This is a genomic window from Mycoplasmopsis gallinacea (assembly GCF_012220205.1).
In the GTDB taxonomy this organism is placed as follows: domain Bacteria; phylum Bacillota_I; class Bacilli_A; order Mycoplasmatales; family Metamycoplasmataceae; genus Mycoplasmopsis; species Mycoplasmopsis gallinacea_A.
In genome coordinates, this window is the sequence record NZ_CP047225.1 from 975,391 (window position 1) to 991,050 (window position 15,660).

Here is a 15,660-nt window from a genome sequence, read left to right on the forward strand (position 1 = left end):
GGATTTAAATTAAAGTTATTATGCAAATAAGTTAAAGTGTGGTTTCTATATATATATATATATATACCGGACACCTTAAATAGATTGTTTTAGATTTAAAAGAGACATACAGGGGATAAACCTTGTATGTTTTTTATAAGGGTTTGAAAGGGGGTGAAAAAAAATACCCCCCAATCCCAATTTAATCAATGGTATTGATTCACTTGTCTTATTTATGTAAAGATTTTTATTTATTTAAATTAAAAGGATGTAAGACATGACAAATATAGAAACAATTGAAAACACCGAATTTTTTAAATTAGAGAAAACAACGGAAACAGAAAAAGACAAATCCGAAAATAACAAATTTAAAACATTGTTTTGTGATAACACAATAAAAGAAATGTTGAACAATAAAATTGAGAATATTGATTCAAATGGAATTAAAACAAATTTTAGTGCTTTAGATTCAAACACTAAAGGTTTAACAAATAAACACCTTTATGTTCTAGCAGGAAGAAGCGGAACAGGTAAGACAACACTTATGATAAATTTGATTAATAACATTATGAAAGAAATAAACCAAAATACAAATGATGTTGTTTTATTTATATCGTTAGAAGTTCCAGCAAATGAAATTGCTCAAAAGTTTGTAAATTTACATTTTAAAAATAAAGTACTTGACAATTATTCAAAAGATGAGTTGATCGATTTAAAAAATAAATGATTTAATGAAGAACACCAAAACAAAACATTTTTAAGATATTTAAAAAACTTAATAATACTTGATAATTACAATTTATATGCTTCGGAATTAATTAATTTAATTAATGAAATGAAAAAAGAAAATATGAATGTAAGGGCTTTATTCATTGACCATTTACAAATTTTTAAATATTCATTGCAACAATTAGGTAAAAGGGAAGAAATAAACAAAATAATGCTAGAGCTTAAAAATATTGCTAAATATTTCAACATCCCTGTTGTTGCTTTGAGTCAATTATCAAGACCGTCAAAAAGTGATTCAATTGAAAAGGATTGTTTTAATGTTCCAAAACCAAAATTAACAGATTTAAAAGAAAGTAGTTCAATTGAAGAAACAGCAGATGTTGTGGCGTTACTTTATACCGCTAATGTTTTAAGTGATGACACTGAAATCCTCCATTTATCGATTGATAAAAATAGAAATGGAAAAAAAGCGGTTGAGCGTTTGGGTTTTGATAAAAAATTCTCTCGTATTGTTTCAATTGGGGAAGATTTCGGACAATGAGAATAACAATAATACCAAAAGAAGAACCCCCTTTTTTCTCAGAGGAAAAACTCGCTCAAATCCTTAAATATACTGACGGAGATTTTAATCCTGTTTATGATGCTTATAAATCAAAATGCCTTTATGAAATACAAAGTGGAGCAAAAGGAGTGTCAAAGTCTTTTGGTGGTGGAATAATTACAATTTACCGCCTTGTGAATGATAAGCGTTTTAATTCTGTTTGATGTCGTAATCAATACAATCACATTAAGAATACACTTGTCCCTATGTTTAAAAAAATATTGGACTTTTTAGCAGAAGAGCACGGGCTAGATTATCGTGATTATATAGCAATGAACAATGAGGGTTTATATTGAAATTATGACGACGGTGGAAAAGGTAGAGCGGTTTTATTTCAAAACTTTGAAAAAACTCAAGCATTCCAAGGTTTAACGTTAATAAAAAATGACTTTCGTTTTGGTGAGGTGGTTATTGATGAACCAATAGAGGACCCCGTAGATTCTAAACTCTCCGCTTACGATTTGGAAAGACTTTATGAAACACAAGAGGAAAAACTCCCTTTGCTTTTAATGAATACCATTTTCCGGAACGCAGCACCTGAAGACTTTCAACTAAAAATAAAATTCTTTTATAACATTTTTACTGAAAACCATTTTTTAGTAAAGAAATACCACAATGAAGCAATAAAGTTTTTACACGATGACGGAACACTAGACAATGAAATCATTGACCAGGTAGTAAATCAAACATATTTACAAAAAGAGAATAAGGAATTCGGTGACGAGCTTGGTCTCATTGTATCTATGTACTCAAAGTTTTTTGTTCCAAAAAACGCAATGAGTGAAATTCAAAAAAAACAACTTGACAACCTTAAAAAAACAAATAAGAGACTTTGAACAATAACAGTGGCCGGTGTTCCATTTAATGACAACCGTTTCAAAGTTGGGTACTACCTCAAAAATTACATTTATGAACAAGACGGATCACTCAATAAAAAAATAAAAGTTAATTCAATCAATGATTTTTACAAAAGAGTAGAAAACGGTGAATTGCTTTTAGTTGTTGACGGGTTTGACCCTGGACTATCAGACAATGCCTCTTGGTGTCGTGTTGGTCTTTTAAATGACGGTAGCATCTGAATTTTGAACGCAATAGAAGATTTGAAAGAACACCCCTCTTTTGGTTCAAATACTAGATTTATAAGACGGTTAACAAATGAGACATTGATAAACATAATACAGCAACAAAATGAAGAATTAAAAAAATATTTACCAACTAATCAAATAAATGATTTTGCTTCATTGCTAACTGCTGACAATGACATTGTTCTAGAAAATTTAGCAATATCAGCAATTAACTTGGATAACATCATTGTAAAACAAGCAAATAGAAGAAGAACAAGAACGGAAAAATTTTCAATTATTGACCGCCAAGATTTCCACAAATGGAGTTTTGACGAGGGTATCATTCACGTTGTACCTCAAAGTGAAACAAAAACACTTTTAAACCATTTAACTTTACAGGTTATACCAAGTCATGAAGAAAAAAGAGACGAAAAACTGAATCCGCAAATTTATGATTTAATCAATGCATACGAGATGGCTTTATCTTTAATTTATAAAATAGCAATTGGAATTGCTGCAGAAAAAAGAGAGGTAGCAAATGGCTTTAACTAATAAAGAAATATTTGAAAGAGGTATCAAGTTAAAAAATAACATTTTTAACAAAAAAGGTGTTTACGCAAATGGTGAATACATAGTCCCGGACTCCAAATCTCATTTTGAAGAACAGGGAGCAAATATTCAAATGATTTCACTAGCTACTGACTTGCCTGAAATTGTTGGGACAGGAGACATTGAAAAGTTTAAAGAATTCCTTTATGAAAATAATTTTTTGGAAATCATTCAAAAATTAGAGTATGAACTCTATAAAAAAGGGTCTTACGCTCTAGGGTTTAATGAATTTGGTGAAATAAAGACCGGTGAAGTTCTTGAATACCGAAAAACATTTTCCGGGAGATTGCTTTATCTTAAAGTTAAAACAAATACGATAAAGATAAAGGACAAGACTTATGAAATCATTGAAGAATGAGACACTGAAAACAATCCTGGATACGTTAGGGAGTATGCTATCAATACATTCACAAAGATAACAATAAAAGCGTCTGAACTTTTCAAAGATTATAAGCAAAGCATTTGGGACGGTTCTTTTATTCCTTATGTTGTATTTAAAAACAGAGCAGATGAAAAACCTGACATTGCTATTGCTGACGAGTCTTTATTCCAAATGTTGGATGTTAAGCTCAAAGCTCTTATGTTAGATACTTTTTATTCCTCTCCAATTCCTGCCGTTTCTTGAAATCAAGGGGGTTTAGCGGATAAGGTAATCAATGCGCTTTTTTCACAAGATGGTGACCGTATTGTCAAATTTTCTACAACTGAACTTGCTTCATTCCAAAAACCTCTTGAAATCATTCAGGTAGCAAGTCAAAGCACAAGCATAATGGCTAATATTGAAAGTATTAAACAGTGAATTAAAAACTATTTAATGTTTAAAAAGGACACTGGTGATTTTGGAACAAAGAACATGCACACTGCAGAAGTTCAACAATTCAATTCCGATTTTGAGGATTATATTGAAACAAAAGCAAACTTGAGACAAATTTACTATAAAAAGTTTTTCCAAATGATAGCAATTTCATTTTTTAGTGATTTAGTCATAAATAGTGTAATTGTTGTGGGTTCTACTCAATGATTGGAAAAAAGAGCACAAAAAGCGCTATCAAATCAAAATGGTGTGATAATCAATCAAGGAAATAACGAAGCGAGTGAAAACGGGGATTTAAACAATGAATAGAGCATCATTCTTTGAGACTGAACAAAATAAAACTTTATACATTTATAAAGCAATTACAAAAGATAATACAACATTAACATTTGAAAAAAATTCTGTAAATGTTATTGCTTTGGAAATGGTAAAGGTTGTGGATGCTTTAATCTTATCAAAAGGTTCACAACCTATTTTAGACAGTAGTGAGACGGTGATAAAGTTATCAAGTGCGCAAACTTTTTCGCTTCAATTAAATGAACATTTAAATTTTGAATTAAATGACTTTTTTCTCTTTTCATTTAAAGACTTATCAATTCTACCAAGTCCAAACGTTTTAAATGATTTGTATTATATCCAGGACAAAAGTCAAATGATTGAACTTTATGAAGAAGAGTTCGAGGAAATAAACATCACACAATTAAAGTTTTTAAAAGAGTTAAACGGTGTCGATTTTATAATCACAACAAATGTAGAAGACTACAAAAATGCTTTTCATACACAGGGTAAGAAAACAGTAAATTTTTATTTAAATGATCCAACACTATTAAATTCAATAACCTTATACCAAAACACAAAAGGAATCATAAGCAGAGTAAAAAGCGAATATGTTCGGCAAAGTTCTGTAAGTAATGAATTTAAACCTTTTATGTTTTTTGTGAATCCTATAAATGTAAAAGCAAATACGTATGATTATTATTTTTGGACTTTAAGCAATTACAAAAATTTAAATCCTAGAAATCTTTTTTTGTTTAGAGAAAACGGGAATCAATTGAATTTGCTTAATTTATTGAATTTAGACAGTGAAGCATACGCAGTAATAAAAGCATGTTGTTATGTTACTAGTGTTTTAACTTCTCCAAATACTTCAGATTTTAATGATGAATTTAAAAAGACATATACAATGGAGAATACACCTAATAACTATAACAATAATCAAATTCAAAGAATAATTGACAAGTATAAAAATTCAGGACAAACTGACGCAGCGGCTAACTTTAAAGCTGTTGTATATGCTTTAAGTAATCACATAAAAAGCGATTTCAATTATGGCGGTGGAATGAAAAAGGGCTTTACCCTTACTACTCCTTTTTACATTGAATACGTACAATCAAAACCAGAACCCACTTTTTATTTGCGTAGTGACCATTTTTGAATTGGTTCGACAAGTGTCACAGGTAAATTTGGAAATGAATTTTTAAATTTAAATAGTTTTATGTACGACGGTTCACAAATCCAATTGCCTATTGTGCCAGATGAAATTGAAGAACTAGATTTTTCACAAAATCCAATTGACTTTAACGAGAAGAGTTTAAATCTGAATTATCCAATTTGGTTTTTTTCATCTGATAACAAAATCGCTGATTTTTTCAATTTTAAACTTGAAAGCATAGCAGATGATGAAATAGTTGAACGTACATACGAATTTTCCGGAACGTCTAAAGCATCAAGTTCTGAAATTGCGGAGCGCTTTATTAATGATGTAGGTATAAACTACAAAGTGATTGGTTCGACGGTTTTATCTACAAGGACATCAACAACTGGTACACCCAACTATTACAATCCATATTCACAAGAAACAACCTATATATACGAAACAATTAAAGTGACAGGGAGAAAGGTTATAGACGGAAGCAAGTTTTTTGAAAATAGGACTGATTTTATTTTTATCAACAAAAATGATTTAAAGAAAAATTTAGCCGGTTTGTTTCCTGAAGGTCGCGGCTCTCTTGAAATTCAAACAGAGAACGTTGACAATTTGGACAATTTAAAAATCACATCACTTTATTTAGATATTTCTCACATCACTGTAAATGGTTTTTCGGTGGTGGTTAATGAAGATATTAAAAAGCGCCACAATTTAAGTTTTAAATTTTGATAGAAAGGATACGGGAACTGCTGCCCTTAAAGACGGACATTTATGAAAATAATCGATTTACTTTCACAAAAATTTAATTTAAGTGTGAATGATGTTCTAAAGTCATTAGAACTATCACCAGACTATAAGCAAATTGATTTGCTTAAATCATTAGGTATTTACTCAATGTTTGAAACAAAAGACCAACACGAGGAATACATAAAAAACAAGCTCAAAAATTACCACGATCAAATAGCTAGCAGGGAAAATGAGAGCAAGGAAAAAGACCAAAGAATTCAAGACCTTGAAAACTTACAAAACCAAACACTTGAAAAATTGAATAGTGTTATCAATAACGAAATTCAAAAACTCAATTTTTACGGAAATGTAAAAGCACAAGACTTGGATTTTAATGAGTTAGATTTTCAAAATCTAAAGGGTTCAATTCTTAACCAAGCAAAGCAAAAAAAATTGAACCATAAAAGAAACAGAACAAATAGAACAACCAAAACCAACAAGACCGAGTGAAAGCAAGGTCTTTGGTTATGGGATCGTAACAAAAAATTAAAGGAGTAAACAAATGGCTGAATTAACTTTAAAAAAAGCAGTTGGCGATGCTATAACACTTGCAGCAGCTAACAAAGTAGCAGGGGAGATGTTAAAACTTGAAGAAATCACAAGGGCTGAACTTATTTCAATTGCTTCTGACAAATCTTTATTTAATGAATTAACAAAAGGAACCGCAACACTTGAAGCATCTCCTTATGCTATCACTGTCTCAAAAATTCAAGGTAGCAAGTGAGAAGAAAAAACAGGTGTAGGTGCTGGTACTGTTGATAAGTTTAGAATTTCAAAACCTCTTACAATTAATTTCAATAAACCTATTTATGCGCATGAAGCAATTACAGCATTTGAGCAAACACTAGGAATGCCTGAAGTGCTTACCCCTAAATTAACAAAAATGCTCCAAGAGTTTCAAAAGATGTATGAGCGTACAAGTTTTAAGGATTTAGAAAACAAAATCATAAAAGACAACAAGCAGGTTGATTTTGATGTAGCAAGTAAAACAGCAAAAGAAATTTACGAGAAAATTGTAGAAGAAGCAACAAAATTAACTGAAACAATTGACCTAGAGCAAGGGATTGATTTAATTGATAGGGAGCAAGTTGTCGTGTTTGTTAAACCTTTAGTGTTTGACAAAATCGCTACAATGGGACTTGTTGGAGATAGGGTTACAGAAACATTAGCAGGGGGACAATATTCAATTGTACAACTTGGTGGGTATAAAGTATTTTCAAACCCTTACCTTTCACAATTTGATGTTGTTATCTCTACTAATTTCGTAGCCGCTGGTGCTGAAAGAGTAATAGCTGCTAATGTAGAAAGAATGGCACCAAGCAATGACATGGCTGTCTACTTTGAGGGTGCTTTTGCTACTGGTGTGCTTTGAGACAATTTAACAGTTGGAATTGCTAACGGAAGCAAATCAGCACAACATGAAAACGAAATCATTCAAGCAAAACCAGAGGGCGAAAGACTTAAAACATCTTAAAAAAATAAATGTTATTAATTGAAACAAACCCAATACTTTTACCGATTAAAAAACAACAAGACACAGCAAAGGGGCAAAATTCGTTTTGGAATTTTCTAAAAAAAGCTGTGTCTTTTCTTATTGATGTAGTTATTGAAATAGCGGCAGACTCTATTGCTATTTTAACTGGTACAGGCGCTGCGGGTCGTTTTCTAATTAAGGGAGCAGCTCACTTTATAAAAAATATTGCTACAAGTTTAGTACAAACCGGACAAGTAAATTGAAAAACTGTTTTAATGAGCACAGCAATGGATGCACTTTTATTTGCTCGTTTTAATGTTTCGCAATTAGCTAAAAAAGGGCAAGGAATAATTGGAAAACTTTCCAAAGGGATAATGAAAGGGATAGAGAAAGGGAAACAAGTCAAAAAACTTTATAACTTTTTAAAAAAAGGAGTAGCAGACAAAATTGAAGATATAGCCAAAGAGTTAGCAGGTAAAAAGTTTATTCAAAACTCACGTTTTTTATCTTTTATATTTAATAAAAAATTAGTGGACAACTCTTTCAAATACGGAAAAATGGCCTTTGAAGCAATAAAAGACCCCTTGTCTTTAATTGTAAAAGGTCAAGCGTTTTTGATGCGTAAAACAAAAGAAAAAGCACAAAAGATGTTTCAAAAAGTTCAATACGCTTATTTTAATAAGCTCATTAACTTACAAGTAAAAAAAGGTAAGTTGAACCAACAAACAAAAAAATACTGATTGAGAGCAATGAACCAAGAGAATAAAGGTCAATTGTTTTTTAATTCAAAATGACTATCAGGGGTAAGAGTTTACAATCAAGACTACTGAGACCAAACCGGTGGGGACATTGCTTTTATGCTTTATTTTAAAACAGACGCAACAGGCGGAAAAACTATTCCAGGAAAGAAAAGACCACTAAGACCAGGAAAAAGACCCCTTGAGCTATCTTTACCCTTACAAACTTTTTTGAACTTTATAAAGGCAGAAAGTCCAGGGCGTTTTTATCTTGACAATATCGCTTGGGGTTGAATAAAAGGTAAGGGAGTAAGAAACTTAAAAGACGGGCTTTATTTCGAAGATTTGGAAAGTTTAAAACTTTCAAAAGACTTTGAGCGTTTTCGTTTAGAATATGAAGCATTTGACCGTGAGGCATTAACTGAAGAACTCGCACTCAATACAAAATACACAAAAGCACATAGAACAAACAAAACACAATTCAATTTGGGTGTTTTTAAAACCCAAGACAATAAATATGTTGTTAAACCTGTTTATGGCGTTGATACTTTTCAAAACTCTATTTTTACAAGTAAGAGAGTTAAGAAATTAAAACCAAAAAACTAAAGGAGCAAACAAATGACTTATGAACAAATAAGCAAAGTCCTTGGAATTTCTCTCCAGGACTATAATCAAAAAAATAATAGTTTAACCGGGGATTTTAAAGTTTCCAAGTTGTTAGCTAAAATAAGCGGCACAGAAGATGAAAACACTAATTTTAAAAAGTTAGTAAGTAACATTTTTGAAACTTGTGACGCTCTTATCAATCAAAAAGCAAGCATTATTTTTGAACGCTTGGAATTTAACACCGAGCACATAACTGAATTAATAAGTCCAAAAAGGGTAGAACTTTTAAGGAGTTGTATTTATAATGAAATTGCTTTCCGTATTTCAACTAATCAATACCCTGAAAACATTAATAGTGTAAACCTTTTAAGCAGCAGCGTAAATGTTTATGGAGATGTTAGAACATTCGGAATTGCTGATTCATTTTTAAACCCTGTGGCACAAAGAATTTTAGTCAATTCAGATTTTGAAAACATTGAAACAGATATCAATGAATATTTAAACAATATTAGCGTTGTAGGAAAACAAGAATTTACACAAAAGATTTCTGAACTTTCTACTTATATCAATTCATTAAATGAAGAACGTAAACAATCAATTTTGAAGCTGCATGCTCTTTTACAACACGAGCGAAATTTATGAACCGATGCAATTAATCAAAATACTTTTGATTTAAATCGTCGTCTTGTAATGGTTGAATTACCACTAATGAACATTCAAAGCGTTTTAAATAATCAAAAAGAAACAACCGAAAACATAAAAAGCGATTTAGAAAGCACAAAAAGCACTCTTTTAAGCGTGGAAACTAAACAAAGGGAACAAATTACCCAAGGACTTGAAAACGTTAAAAATGACCTATTAGAAAAGCAAAGGGTAATCAATGAAGCACAAGGGGCAGCAATTTCAAACCTTAAAACAAAACAAACAGAAATTGATGAAAAATTAAAGAAAATTCCATACAATGACATTAATTTTACTCATTGATTTAAACAAACATTAAGCGACATTGATGAAACATACGAAATCATTAATCAAAGTATTGATGAAAGTTCAACCATTGAGGAGTTAAAACAAAAAGACCAGGAACTTGAAAATGCATTAGAGAGAAAAGTGGAATACGACTCAATCCAAGAAATACAATCCAATTTTGCACAAATACAATCCAGAATGAATGAACTTGAAAGCAGAGAGCCAAGCGGAACAGGTAATACATCACAAAACCCACAAATTGAAGCAAACACAAATGAAATTGCAAGAGTTGCAACCAACCTTGGAAAAACAAACAAAAGAGTTCAGACACTTGAAAATTTAAATCTTTCCGAAGAACTTAAAGCAATTAAATTCGACCTTAAATCACTTTACGAGTTTGTTGTAAAATTTGTTTTCAAAGGACACATAATGCACGCAGACCAAATTGATTACCCAAATTCATTTGATGAAAATGAGGCACAAACTTGAAGCGATGAACCACACTTTAACTGAGAAGCGAAAGGGCTTACAAATGACAATTAAATTAACCAAAGAAAAAAATTTTTTAACAAAATACATCATATTTAAAAAAGACAAGGACGTCAATAAATGGACACAGTTTATTCAATTTTAGCTAGCGGCGGCACTGGTGCGTTTATTGTGCTTTTATTCTTTGTAATTAAATGACTAATGGACAAGAAAGGAGAAAGCAAAATCAAAACACAAAATGGAAATATAAACATAACAAACCAAACCAAACAAGATACCGCAAATGAATTAATAATCAAGATGCTAGAAACGCAAGAGAAAAAACTCGACTTAATGAATAAGGAAATCACAAAAAACATAGAGGATACAAAAAGACTATCGCGAGCATTCTCGGTGTATGTCCGTCATAATGGAGCAAAACCAGAGATTAAAGAAATAATAAGCCAATTACTTGATACAGATAATAAGGAGTAACATTATGGGATTTATTAACTTTTTAAAAAAAGCATTTGAAAAAATTAAATGAATATTTGCTCAAACAGTTAAAAGCACATTAAAATGCTTTTTAAATATTCAATTAAACCAAGAGCAATACGATTTATTAAAACAGGTATTCGAAAAACACAAAAAGATTTTTGAACCTGTTCAGCTTCCTACTCCAAAGCCTGAAAAGGTAGAAACAGAAGAAGAACAAGACTAACAAGCTAAAAAGTTGGAAAAATTAAAATATGTATTTAAAAACAGCAGCCTTGCGGTTGCTGTTGTTTTATTATTATTATTATTTTGGTATGACACCAATTTAAAAACTTTTTACAATTGTTATTAGAATGTACAAATTTTAAAAAAGGAACTGTATGAAATTTTTATTTATTTAAAAAATAAGTATTGTCTTGCCACTAACGCATTTCGTGCTGAAGCTTTTGGTAGTTATAAAATAACTACCAATTTCATTGTACCACAGTTTAATACTCAATATTAAAAATTTTCCATTTAAATGCTTTGGTGTTTGGTTCGGGTATCATTAACCACGCAAATGCTTTGTGTGTTTTTGCGCTATTTGTTAAATGTTCTCGGTCTTTTGCTTTGAAACTGTATCAAGTGGGTTTGACTTGAATAAAAATTTTTTTGCTTGTCTCTTTGTCTATTGCTATCAAATCCGCTTTATAAACTGTGTCAATGAATGCATTGGTCTCATATACTTTATAACCCTCATTTTTTAGGTAGCTCATTGCTCTTTTTTCTCTAATGTAATTCCAAAACCCAAATTCGAGAATAATTCTCTCCATTTCTCTCAAATCCTTTTTTTCATTTAAATTGTTTGCTTTTATATACTCCAAAGCTTCCGCTTTCCAATCTTCATAAACGAAAGACCTAAAAGCAAAATAAGTTTTGAAATCCTTTTCCCATAATATTTTTTTAATGTCTATTTTTCAATAGGTGAGTCCTGGGAGTTTCATGTCTGTTGTGCTTCCTTTCATGCCAAATTGAAAAACCTTTCCATTCTCTCTGTTGAAAGTCTTTCAAAAAGCGGCTTGAATTTTGTTTTCTCTTTCATTTCTAAAAAATAGGCTGTTTTTCATAGGTTTTCATACTTAGATGTGTTTTTATACCTTGTGCGTGTTTTGAAGCGAAAAAAGGCCGTTTTTGTCTCTTTAAAAAAGGAAATTAATAAATTAGAAAGATTATTTCCCGTGAGTTGGTACATCATTGTGATAATTTGAGAAGATTTTCAAAAACTTTTTGACGTATCTTATCAATTTAATTTGTTGCTTATTTAAGTTATTTTTTTCCTTTTTTATGTTCGCATTAAAACATTTATAAGTTGGTTTAAGTCTTCAGACCCCTTTTATTTCTTCCCTGGTGTAAAAAACATTTTTCCTGTATGGTATTAAACCCAATGCCGTAATTGTTGCTATTAATGTCCATTTTTCTCAATCGTTAGCACCTTGGAAATACTTGGGGTATCTATCCGGAAATCTAACAGCTTCAATGCGTGGGATTTCATTGAATTTTTTAGTAAGTCAAAGTGTTGGGAATTTCACAATTTGGTGCTGTTCATTGTTATTTGTCTTCATATTCTTCTCCGATTTCAATTCATTGGTCATTGTCAATAACATGAGCAAAATCTATTTTTGAATTTTTCGCTACTAAATAATCAATTAAATCAAAATCCCGTGCGCTTTTAATTTTTCAATCTTTTATGATTTCTAATGCTTTCGGGTTTTGTTTTTTCTCTTCTTCTATAAAAAGATACATACATGCCACAGAGCAAAAAGTAAAATGCCTACCGTTTTCATAGTCATCCGGTCTATATAAAAAATTCCCTGATTTAAAAAAGTATTGTCATTCATATAATAACCATCCACATAATAATGTTTTTGATTGTTTCAGCATCTTCACATTACTGTATTTCTTAGTGTTGTTTTCATTTTCTTACTCCTTTTTATTTTTCATATCTTCAATAAATCTTGTCAGTATTTCGCTTATTAATGCTTTCGGGATGTTGCTTCTATCTTTCCGTGAAAAGGTATTCAAATTTTTCCCGTTCCGTTTTTGTTTTTCTCATTTGAGATTTAAATCAATGTTAGACAAAAACCGTGTTGGTTTATCTGTAAAATCATTGTCATAATTGCTATACATTGTTTTATTAATAGTGTATTTATTGCTGAAATTAAAGAACTCCAAAACTTTCCAAATGTTACTGTGATAAGGGTTTTCAATCGCAAAGTATTTGGGTTTATAATGCTTTATTATTTCAATAGTTGACAAAGCAGTAGAAAAACCATTCAAAAACAATTTTGCTTTTGAGATTGGGTCTCTCCTTTTGTTCTTGTGACTTGTTTTGTTATGCTCATCATAAAAATTAAATGTTTTAAATTGGAATTGAGTTCTATTGTTTTCGATGTTTATTTTCTCCACAAAAATTGTGTTTGTGTCTGCTTTGCTCCAACTATTACATGGCGGAGATGCTAGCACAATGTCCGGACTTGGTAACTTGTCCAACTCATTAAATAAATCATTATTAAGAATGGACAAATTTATCTGGTGATAGTTCTTTTCGTTTTTCTTGTTTATTCCTATGCTATAAACTTCGTAACTATCTTTTAAACTTTGATAATAGCATCTATTAGCATCGTCAAAAAGTCCCCACACAACTAATTTTTTCACTTTGTTTTGTCCTTTTCTCTTTTATAGTCTATATTGCTTTTTAAATCAGTTATTTGCTTTACCATTTCCCACGCAAACACTGTGGGCATTACTGTGCTTCATTCAAAAGGTAAAAGCATATACCTTGCAATATATGAGACCAACGGAAATTTTACGGGGATTGTTGTCAAATACCCTGTTTTTTCTTCTCCGCCTCAAAATGTTACTTTTATAGGTTCATAAACGAAATCCATAAAATCTGTTTCATTTATTAAATTTTTGTCCTCTTTTATTTTCATTATTTGCGTTCCATTTCTTTTACTCTTTTGATGTGTCTTTCTCTCATGAATAAACGTTTTTCAAATTCTTCGGTTTCTCTTTCTTTTGCTAATGTGTAAGCTCTAAAGAAAGCAAACGCGACCCCCACCGCTAAAATAGCTACAAGGATGCAGCTGACAAAAATAGGCATAACGATATTAAACATTTTTAACCCCCTTAAATGTGTTGTTTAATTCTTTTAATTTAGTAAGTAAGTTGTTTGTTTCTTGTTCTGGTTCATAACCGTCTAAAATAAATGAAATGTAAGATTTGAGCTCTTTGATTTCCTTTTTTAATTCTTTCAATTCTTCTTTTGAGTTTATTAATTGTGTTTTTACTTTTGCGTATGATTCTGATAACTTTTTCAATTGTTCGTGGTTTTTTTGAGATGCTTTTTCAAGTTTCATTTTTTCACTCTTTAACTTTTTAAGTTCTTTATTTGCTTGCGCTTCTTTTAAGTTCTTAAATGCTCCGGTATTTGCTACATTTAAAAGTGAGATCATATAATCTTTATCAGCATTTACGTAGGTGTTACGAAGCACGCCAGTGCTTTTGTGTCCTGTTACTAGTGCAATGTCTTCCAAACTTACCCCGTTTGTATAAAGAGCGGTAATTCCCGCAGTTCTGTAATCGTGTGATTTTAAAGAAATACCACCAAGCTCATTGCTTCATTCTTTCTTTAAAAACTCACTAAATCTTTTCATTTGCTTTTGAACTGTATCAAGTTTGTAAGGGATAAAGTTTTCTCATTTCCCCACTCATTGACTTGGTATTCTAAACACCCGAAAATTTCCGTTTTTGCTTGCTTGGTTTATTTGTGTGGTTTCTCCGTTTTGTGTTTTTCAATTGTCTAAATCATTAAGTGATTTAATAGCTTCGGAAATACGACAAGCATTTTCACGCATATAAGCAAGAAAGAAGCAAAAACGCGGATCCCTTGTGTTTTTAGCTATCTCATCAATCAAATCCATTTGGTAACTATTTAAAGCAGTTTTGATGTTCTTTTCTACTTTCATAGGTTCAAGCTTTGAAACTTGTAAATTGATTTTTTCAAAGTCTTCCGCAAATCTTAAAAATTGCTTAATAACTCTATAACTTAAAGCAACATAGTTATTTGTGTTTTTATCTTTTAAATCTTTTAAAAACTCGTTTAACTCTTTAACATTTAAGGTTTCCACTTTGTTCAAAATTGCTTTGTAAAGTTTTTGTGTCCCTTTGTTTTTTATAGTGCTTAAATATTCTGTTTTTAATTGTTCCAATGTATTTAGCATTTTTGGCCTTTCCGCCACATTGGATACTGTCACACCTATCTAGTTAGTTTTTTTATTTTTGTAATAATGTTTTTTATGTTATCATTATTAAGCTGCTAGATACGTACGAGGTATCTGGTGGCTCTTTTTTTTAACTTTTTAGTGTATTGATTAAATGAATAATAAAAAGCGAATTAGCTATCTAAACTAACTCGCTAAAAGTTTGGAAACAATACATTTTTTAAATAATGAAACAAGTTAACTGATTAACTTGGTTTTTTGTTTTGTTAATTAAAATATGTATTTTATTCGTTTAAACTTGTACGAGTCGTTTAATCGATACGATAAAATCATAACACAATTTTTTTGAAAGTCAAAACAAATTTTTTTGGTTGTGCTATTTTTTTCATTTTTTCGCAAATTAAACAGACCCGGAAAGTTGCTCCTTATCCCCCCTTACTTTCTTTTATTCTTTTGTTGGTTTTTCTTGTTTTCTTTGAAAACAATCAAAACACATATAGACATATGAAATATAAAATACAATAATACAAATATGTATAAGAATAAGAGAAAGAGAATAATACCCCCATAGGGGGTATATTATTCTCTATTTCTCTATTATTCTTTTATACATTTATATTTGTTAATTATTGATTATT

Annotated in this window: 17 protein-coding genes; 10 read left to right on the plus strand and 7 right to left on the minus strand. The window is 30.6% G+C overall.

The window, feature by feature from the left end:
- Nucleotides 1–256 precede the first annotated feature (256 nt).
- The 10 genes from GOQ20_RS03780 to GOQ20_RS03825 all read left to right on the plus strand — a co-directional run bounded on the left by GOQ20_RS03780 (nucleotide 257) and on the right by GOQ20_RS03825 (nucleotide 10,986).
- Entirely contained in the window at nucleotides 257–1,255 is a 999-nt protein-coding gene (locus GOQ20_RS03780; RefSeq protein WP_167845470.1) for a DnaB-like helicase C-terminal domain-containing protein, read from the plus strand.
- Nucleotides 1,246–2,925: a hypothetical protein gene (locus GOQ20_RS03785; protein WP_167845471.1), complete on the plus strand. Its 1,680-nt coding sequence runs from the start codon at nucleotides 1,246–1,248 to the stop codon at nucleotides 2,923–2,925. Before GOQ20_RS03780 ends, GOQ20_RS03785 begins: the two co-directional genes overlap by 10 nt.
- Nucleotides 2,912–4,105 carry a hypothetical protein gene (locus GOQ20_RS03790; RefSeq protein WP_167845472.1) on the plus strand — a complete coding sequence of 398 codons (1,194 nt, stop codon included), beginning with the start codon at nucleotides 2,912–2,914 and terminating at the stop codon, nucleotides 4,103–4,105. The genes GOQ20_RS03785 and GOQ20_RS03790 overlap by 14 nt, the downstream gene beginning before the upstream one ends.
- Nucleotides 4,098–5,957 carry a hypothetical protein gene (locus GOQ20_RS03795; RefSeq protein ID WP_167845473.1) on the plus strand — a complete coding sequence of 620 codons (1,860 nt, stop codon included), beginning with the start codon at nucleotides 4,098–4,100 and terminating at the stop codon, nucleotides 5,955–5,957. Before GOQ20_RS03790 ends, GOQ20_RS03795 begins: the two co-directional genes overlap by 8 nt.
- Nucleotides 5,958–5,996: 39 nt before the next feature.
- Complete coding sequence (locus GOQ20_RS03800; protein ID WP_167845474.1) at nucleotides 5,997–6,509, plus strand: hypothetical protein; 513 nt, start codon at nucleotides 5,997–5,999, stop codon at nucleotides 6,507–6,509.
- A 4-nt stretch (nucleotides 6,510–6,513) separates the two neighbouring features.
- Complete coding sequence (locus GOQ20_RS03805; protein WP_167845475.1) at nucleotides 6,514–7,485, plus strand: hypothetical protein; 972 nt, start codon at nucleotides 6,514–6,516, stop codon at nucleotides 7,483–7,485.
- 8 nt (nucleotides 7,486–7,493) lie between these two features.
- Nucleotides 7,494–8,828 (plus strand): hypothetical protein, encoded by a 1,335-nt coding sequence (locus GOQ20_RS03810; RefSeq protein ID WP_167845476.1) that lies wholly within the window; start codon nucleotides 7,494–7,496, stop codon nucleotides 8,826–8,828.
- A 12-nt stretch (nucleotides 8,829–8,840) separates the two neighbouring features.
- The gene (locus tag GOQ20_RS03815; protein WP_167845477.1) at nucleotides 8,841–10,340 is read left to right on the plus strand and encodes a hypothetical protein; all 1,500 of its coding nucleotides are present in this window, start codon (nucleotides 8,841–8,843) and stop codon (nucleotides 10,338–10,340) included.
- A 66-nt stretch (nucleotides 10,341–10,406) separates the two neighbouring features.
- Nucleotides 10,407–10,760: a hypothetical protein gene (locus GOQ20_RS03820; protein WP_167845478.1), complete on the plus strand. Its 354-nt coding sequence runs from the start codon at nucleotides 10,407–10,409 to the stop codon at nucleotides 10,758–10,760.
- 4 nt (nucleotides 10,761–10,764) lie between these two features.
- Nucleotides 10,765–10,986, plus strand: a complete 222-nt coding sequence (locus GOQ20_RS03825; protein WP_167845479.1) for a hypothetical protein — start codon at nucleotides 10,765–10,767, stop codon at nucleotides 10,984–10,986.
- Between the two features lie 262 nt (nucleotides 10,987–11,248).
- Here the strand turns inward: GOQ20_RS03825 and GOQ20_RS03830 are convergent, their stop codons facing one another.
- From GOQ20_RS03830 to GOQ20_RS03860, 7 genes are all read right to left on the minus strand, one after another.
- Entirely contained in the window at nucleotides 11,249–11,866 is a 618-nt protein-coding gene (locus GOQ20_RS03830; RefSeq protein ID WP_167845480.1) for a hypothetical protein, read from the minus strand.
- Nucleotides 11,867–11,968: 102 nt separating this feature from the next.
- The gene (locus GOQ20_RS03835) at nucleotides 11,969–12,361 is read right to left on the minus strand and encodes a hypothetical protein (protein ID WP_167845481.1); all 393 of its coding nucleotides are present in this window, start codon (nucleotides 12,359–12,361) and stop codon (nucleotides 11,969–11,971) included.
- Nucleotides 12,348–12,680, minus strand: a complete 333-nt coding sequence (locus GOQ20_RS03840; protein WP_167845482.1) for a hypothetical protein — start codon at nucleotides 12,678–12,680, stop codon at nucleotides 12,348–12,350. The genes GOQ20_RS03835 and GOQ20_RS03840 overlap by 14 nt, the downstream gene beginning before the upstream one ends.
- Nucleotides 12,681–12,719: 39 nt before the next feature.
- Entirely contained in the window at nucleotides 12,720–13,454 is a 735-nt protein-coding gene (locus GOQ20_RS03845; protein WP_167845483.1) for a hypothetical protein, read from the minus strand.
- The gene (locus tag GOQ20_RS03850) at nucleotides 13,442–13,732 is read right to left on the minus strand and encodes a hypothetical protein (RefSeq protein WP_167845484.1); all 291 of its coding nucleotides are present in this window, start codon (nucleotides 13,730–13,732) and stop codon (nucleotides 13,442–13,444) included. The genes GOQ20_RS03845 and GOQ20_RS03850 overlap by 13 nt, the downstream gene beginning before the upstream one ends.
- Entirely contained in the window at nucleotides 13,732–13,917 is a 186-nt protein-coding gene (locus GOQ20_RS03855; protein ID WP_167845485.1) for a hypothetical protein, read from the minus strand. Before GOQ20_RS03855 ends, GOQ20_RS03850 begins: the two co-directional genes overlap by 1 nt.
- The gene (locus tag GOQ20_RS03860; protein ID WP_167845486.1) at nucleotides 13,910–15,022 is read right to left on the minus strand and encodes a hypothetical protein; all 1,113 of its coding nucleotides are present in this window, start codon (nucleotides 15,020–15,022) and stop codon (nucleotides 13,910–13,912) included. The genes GOQ20_RS03855 and GOQ20_RS03860 overlap by 8 nt, the downstream gene beginning before the upstream one ends.
- Nucleotides 15,023–15,660 lie beyond the last annotated feature (638 nt).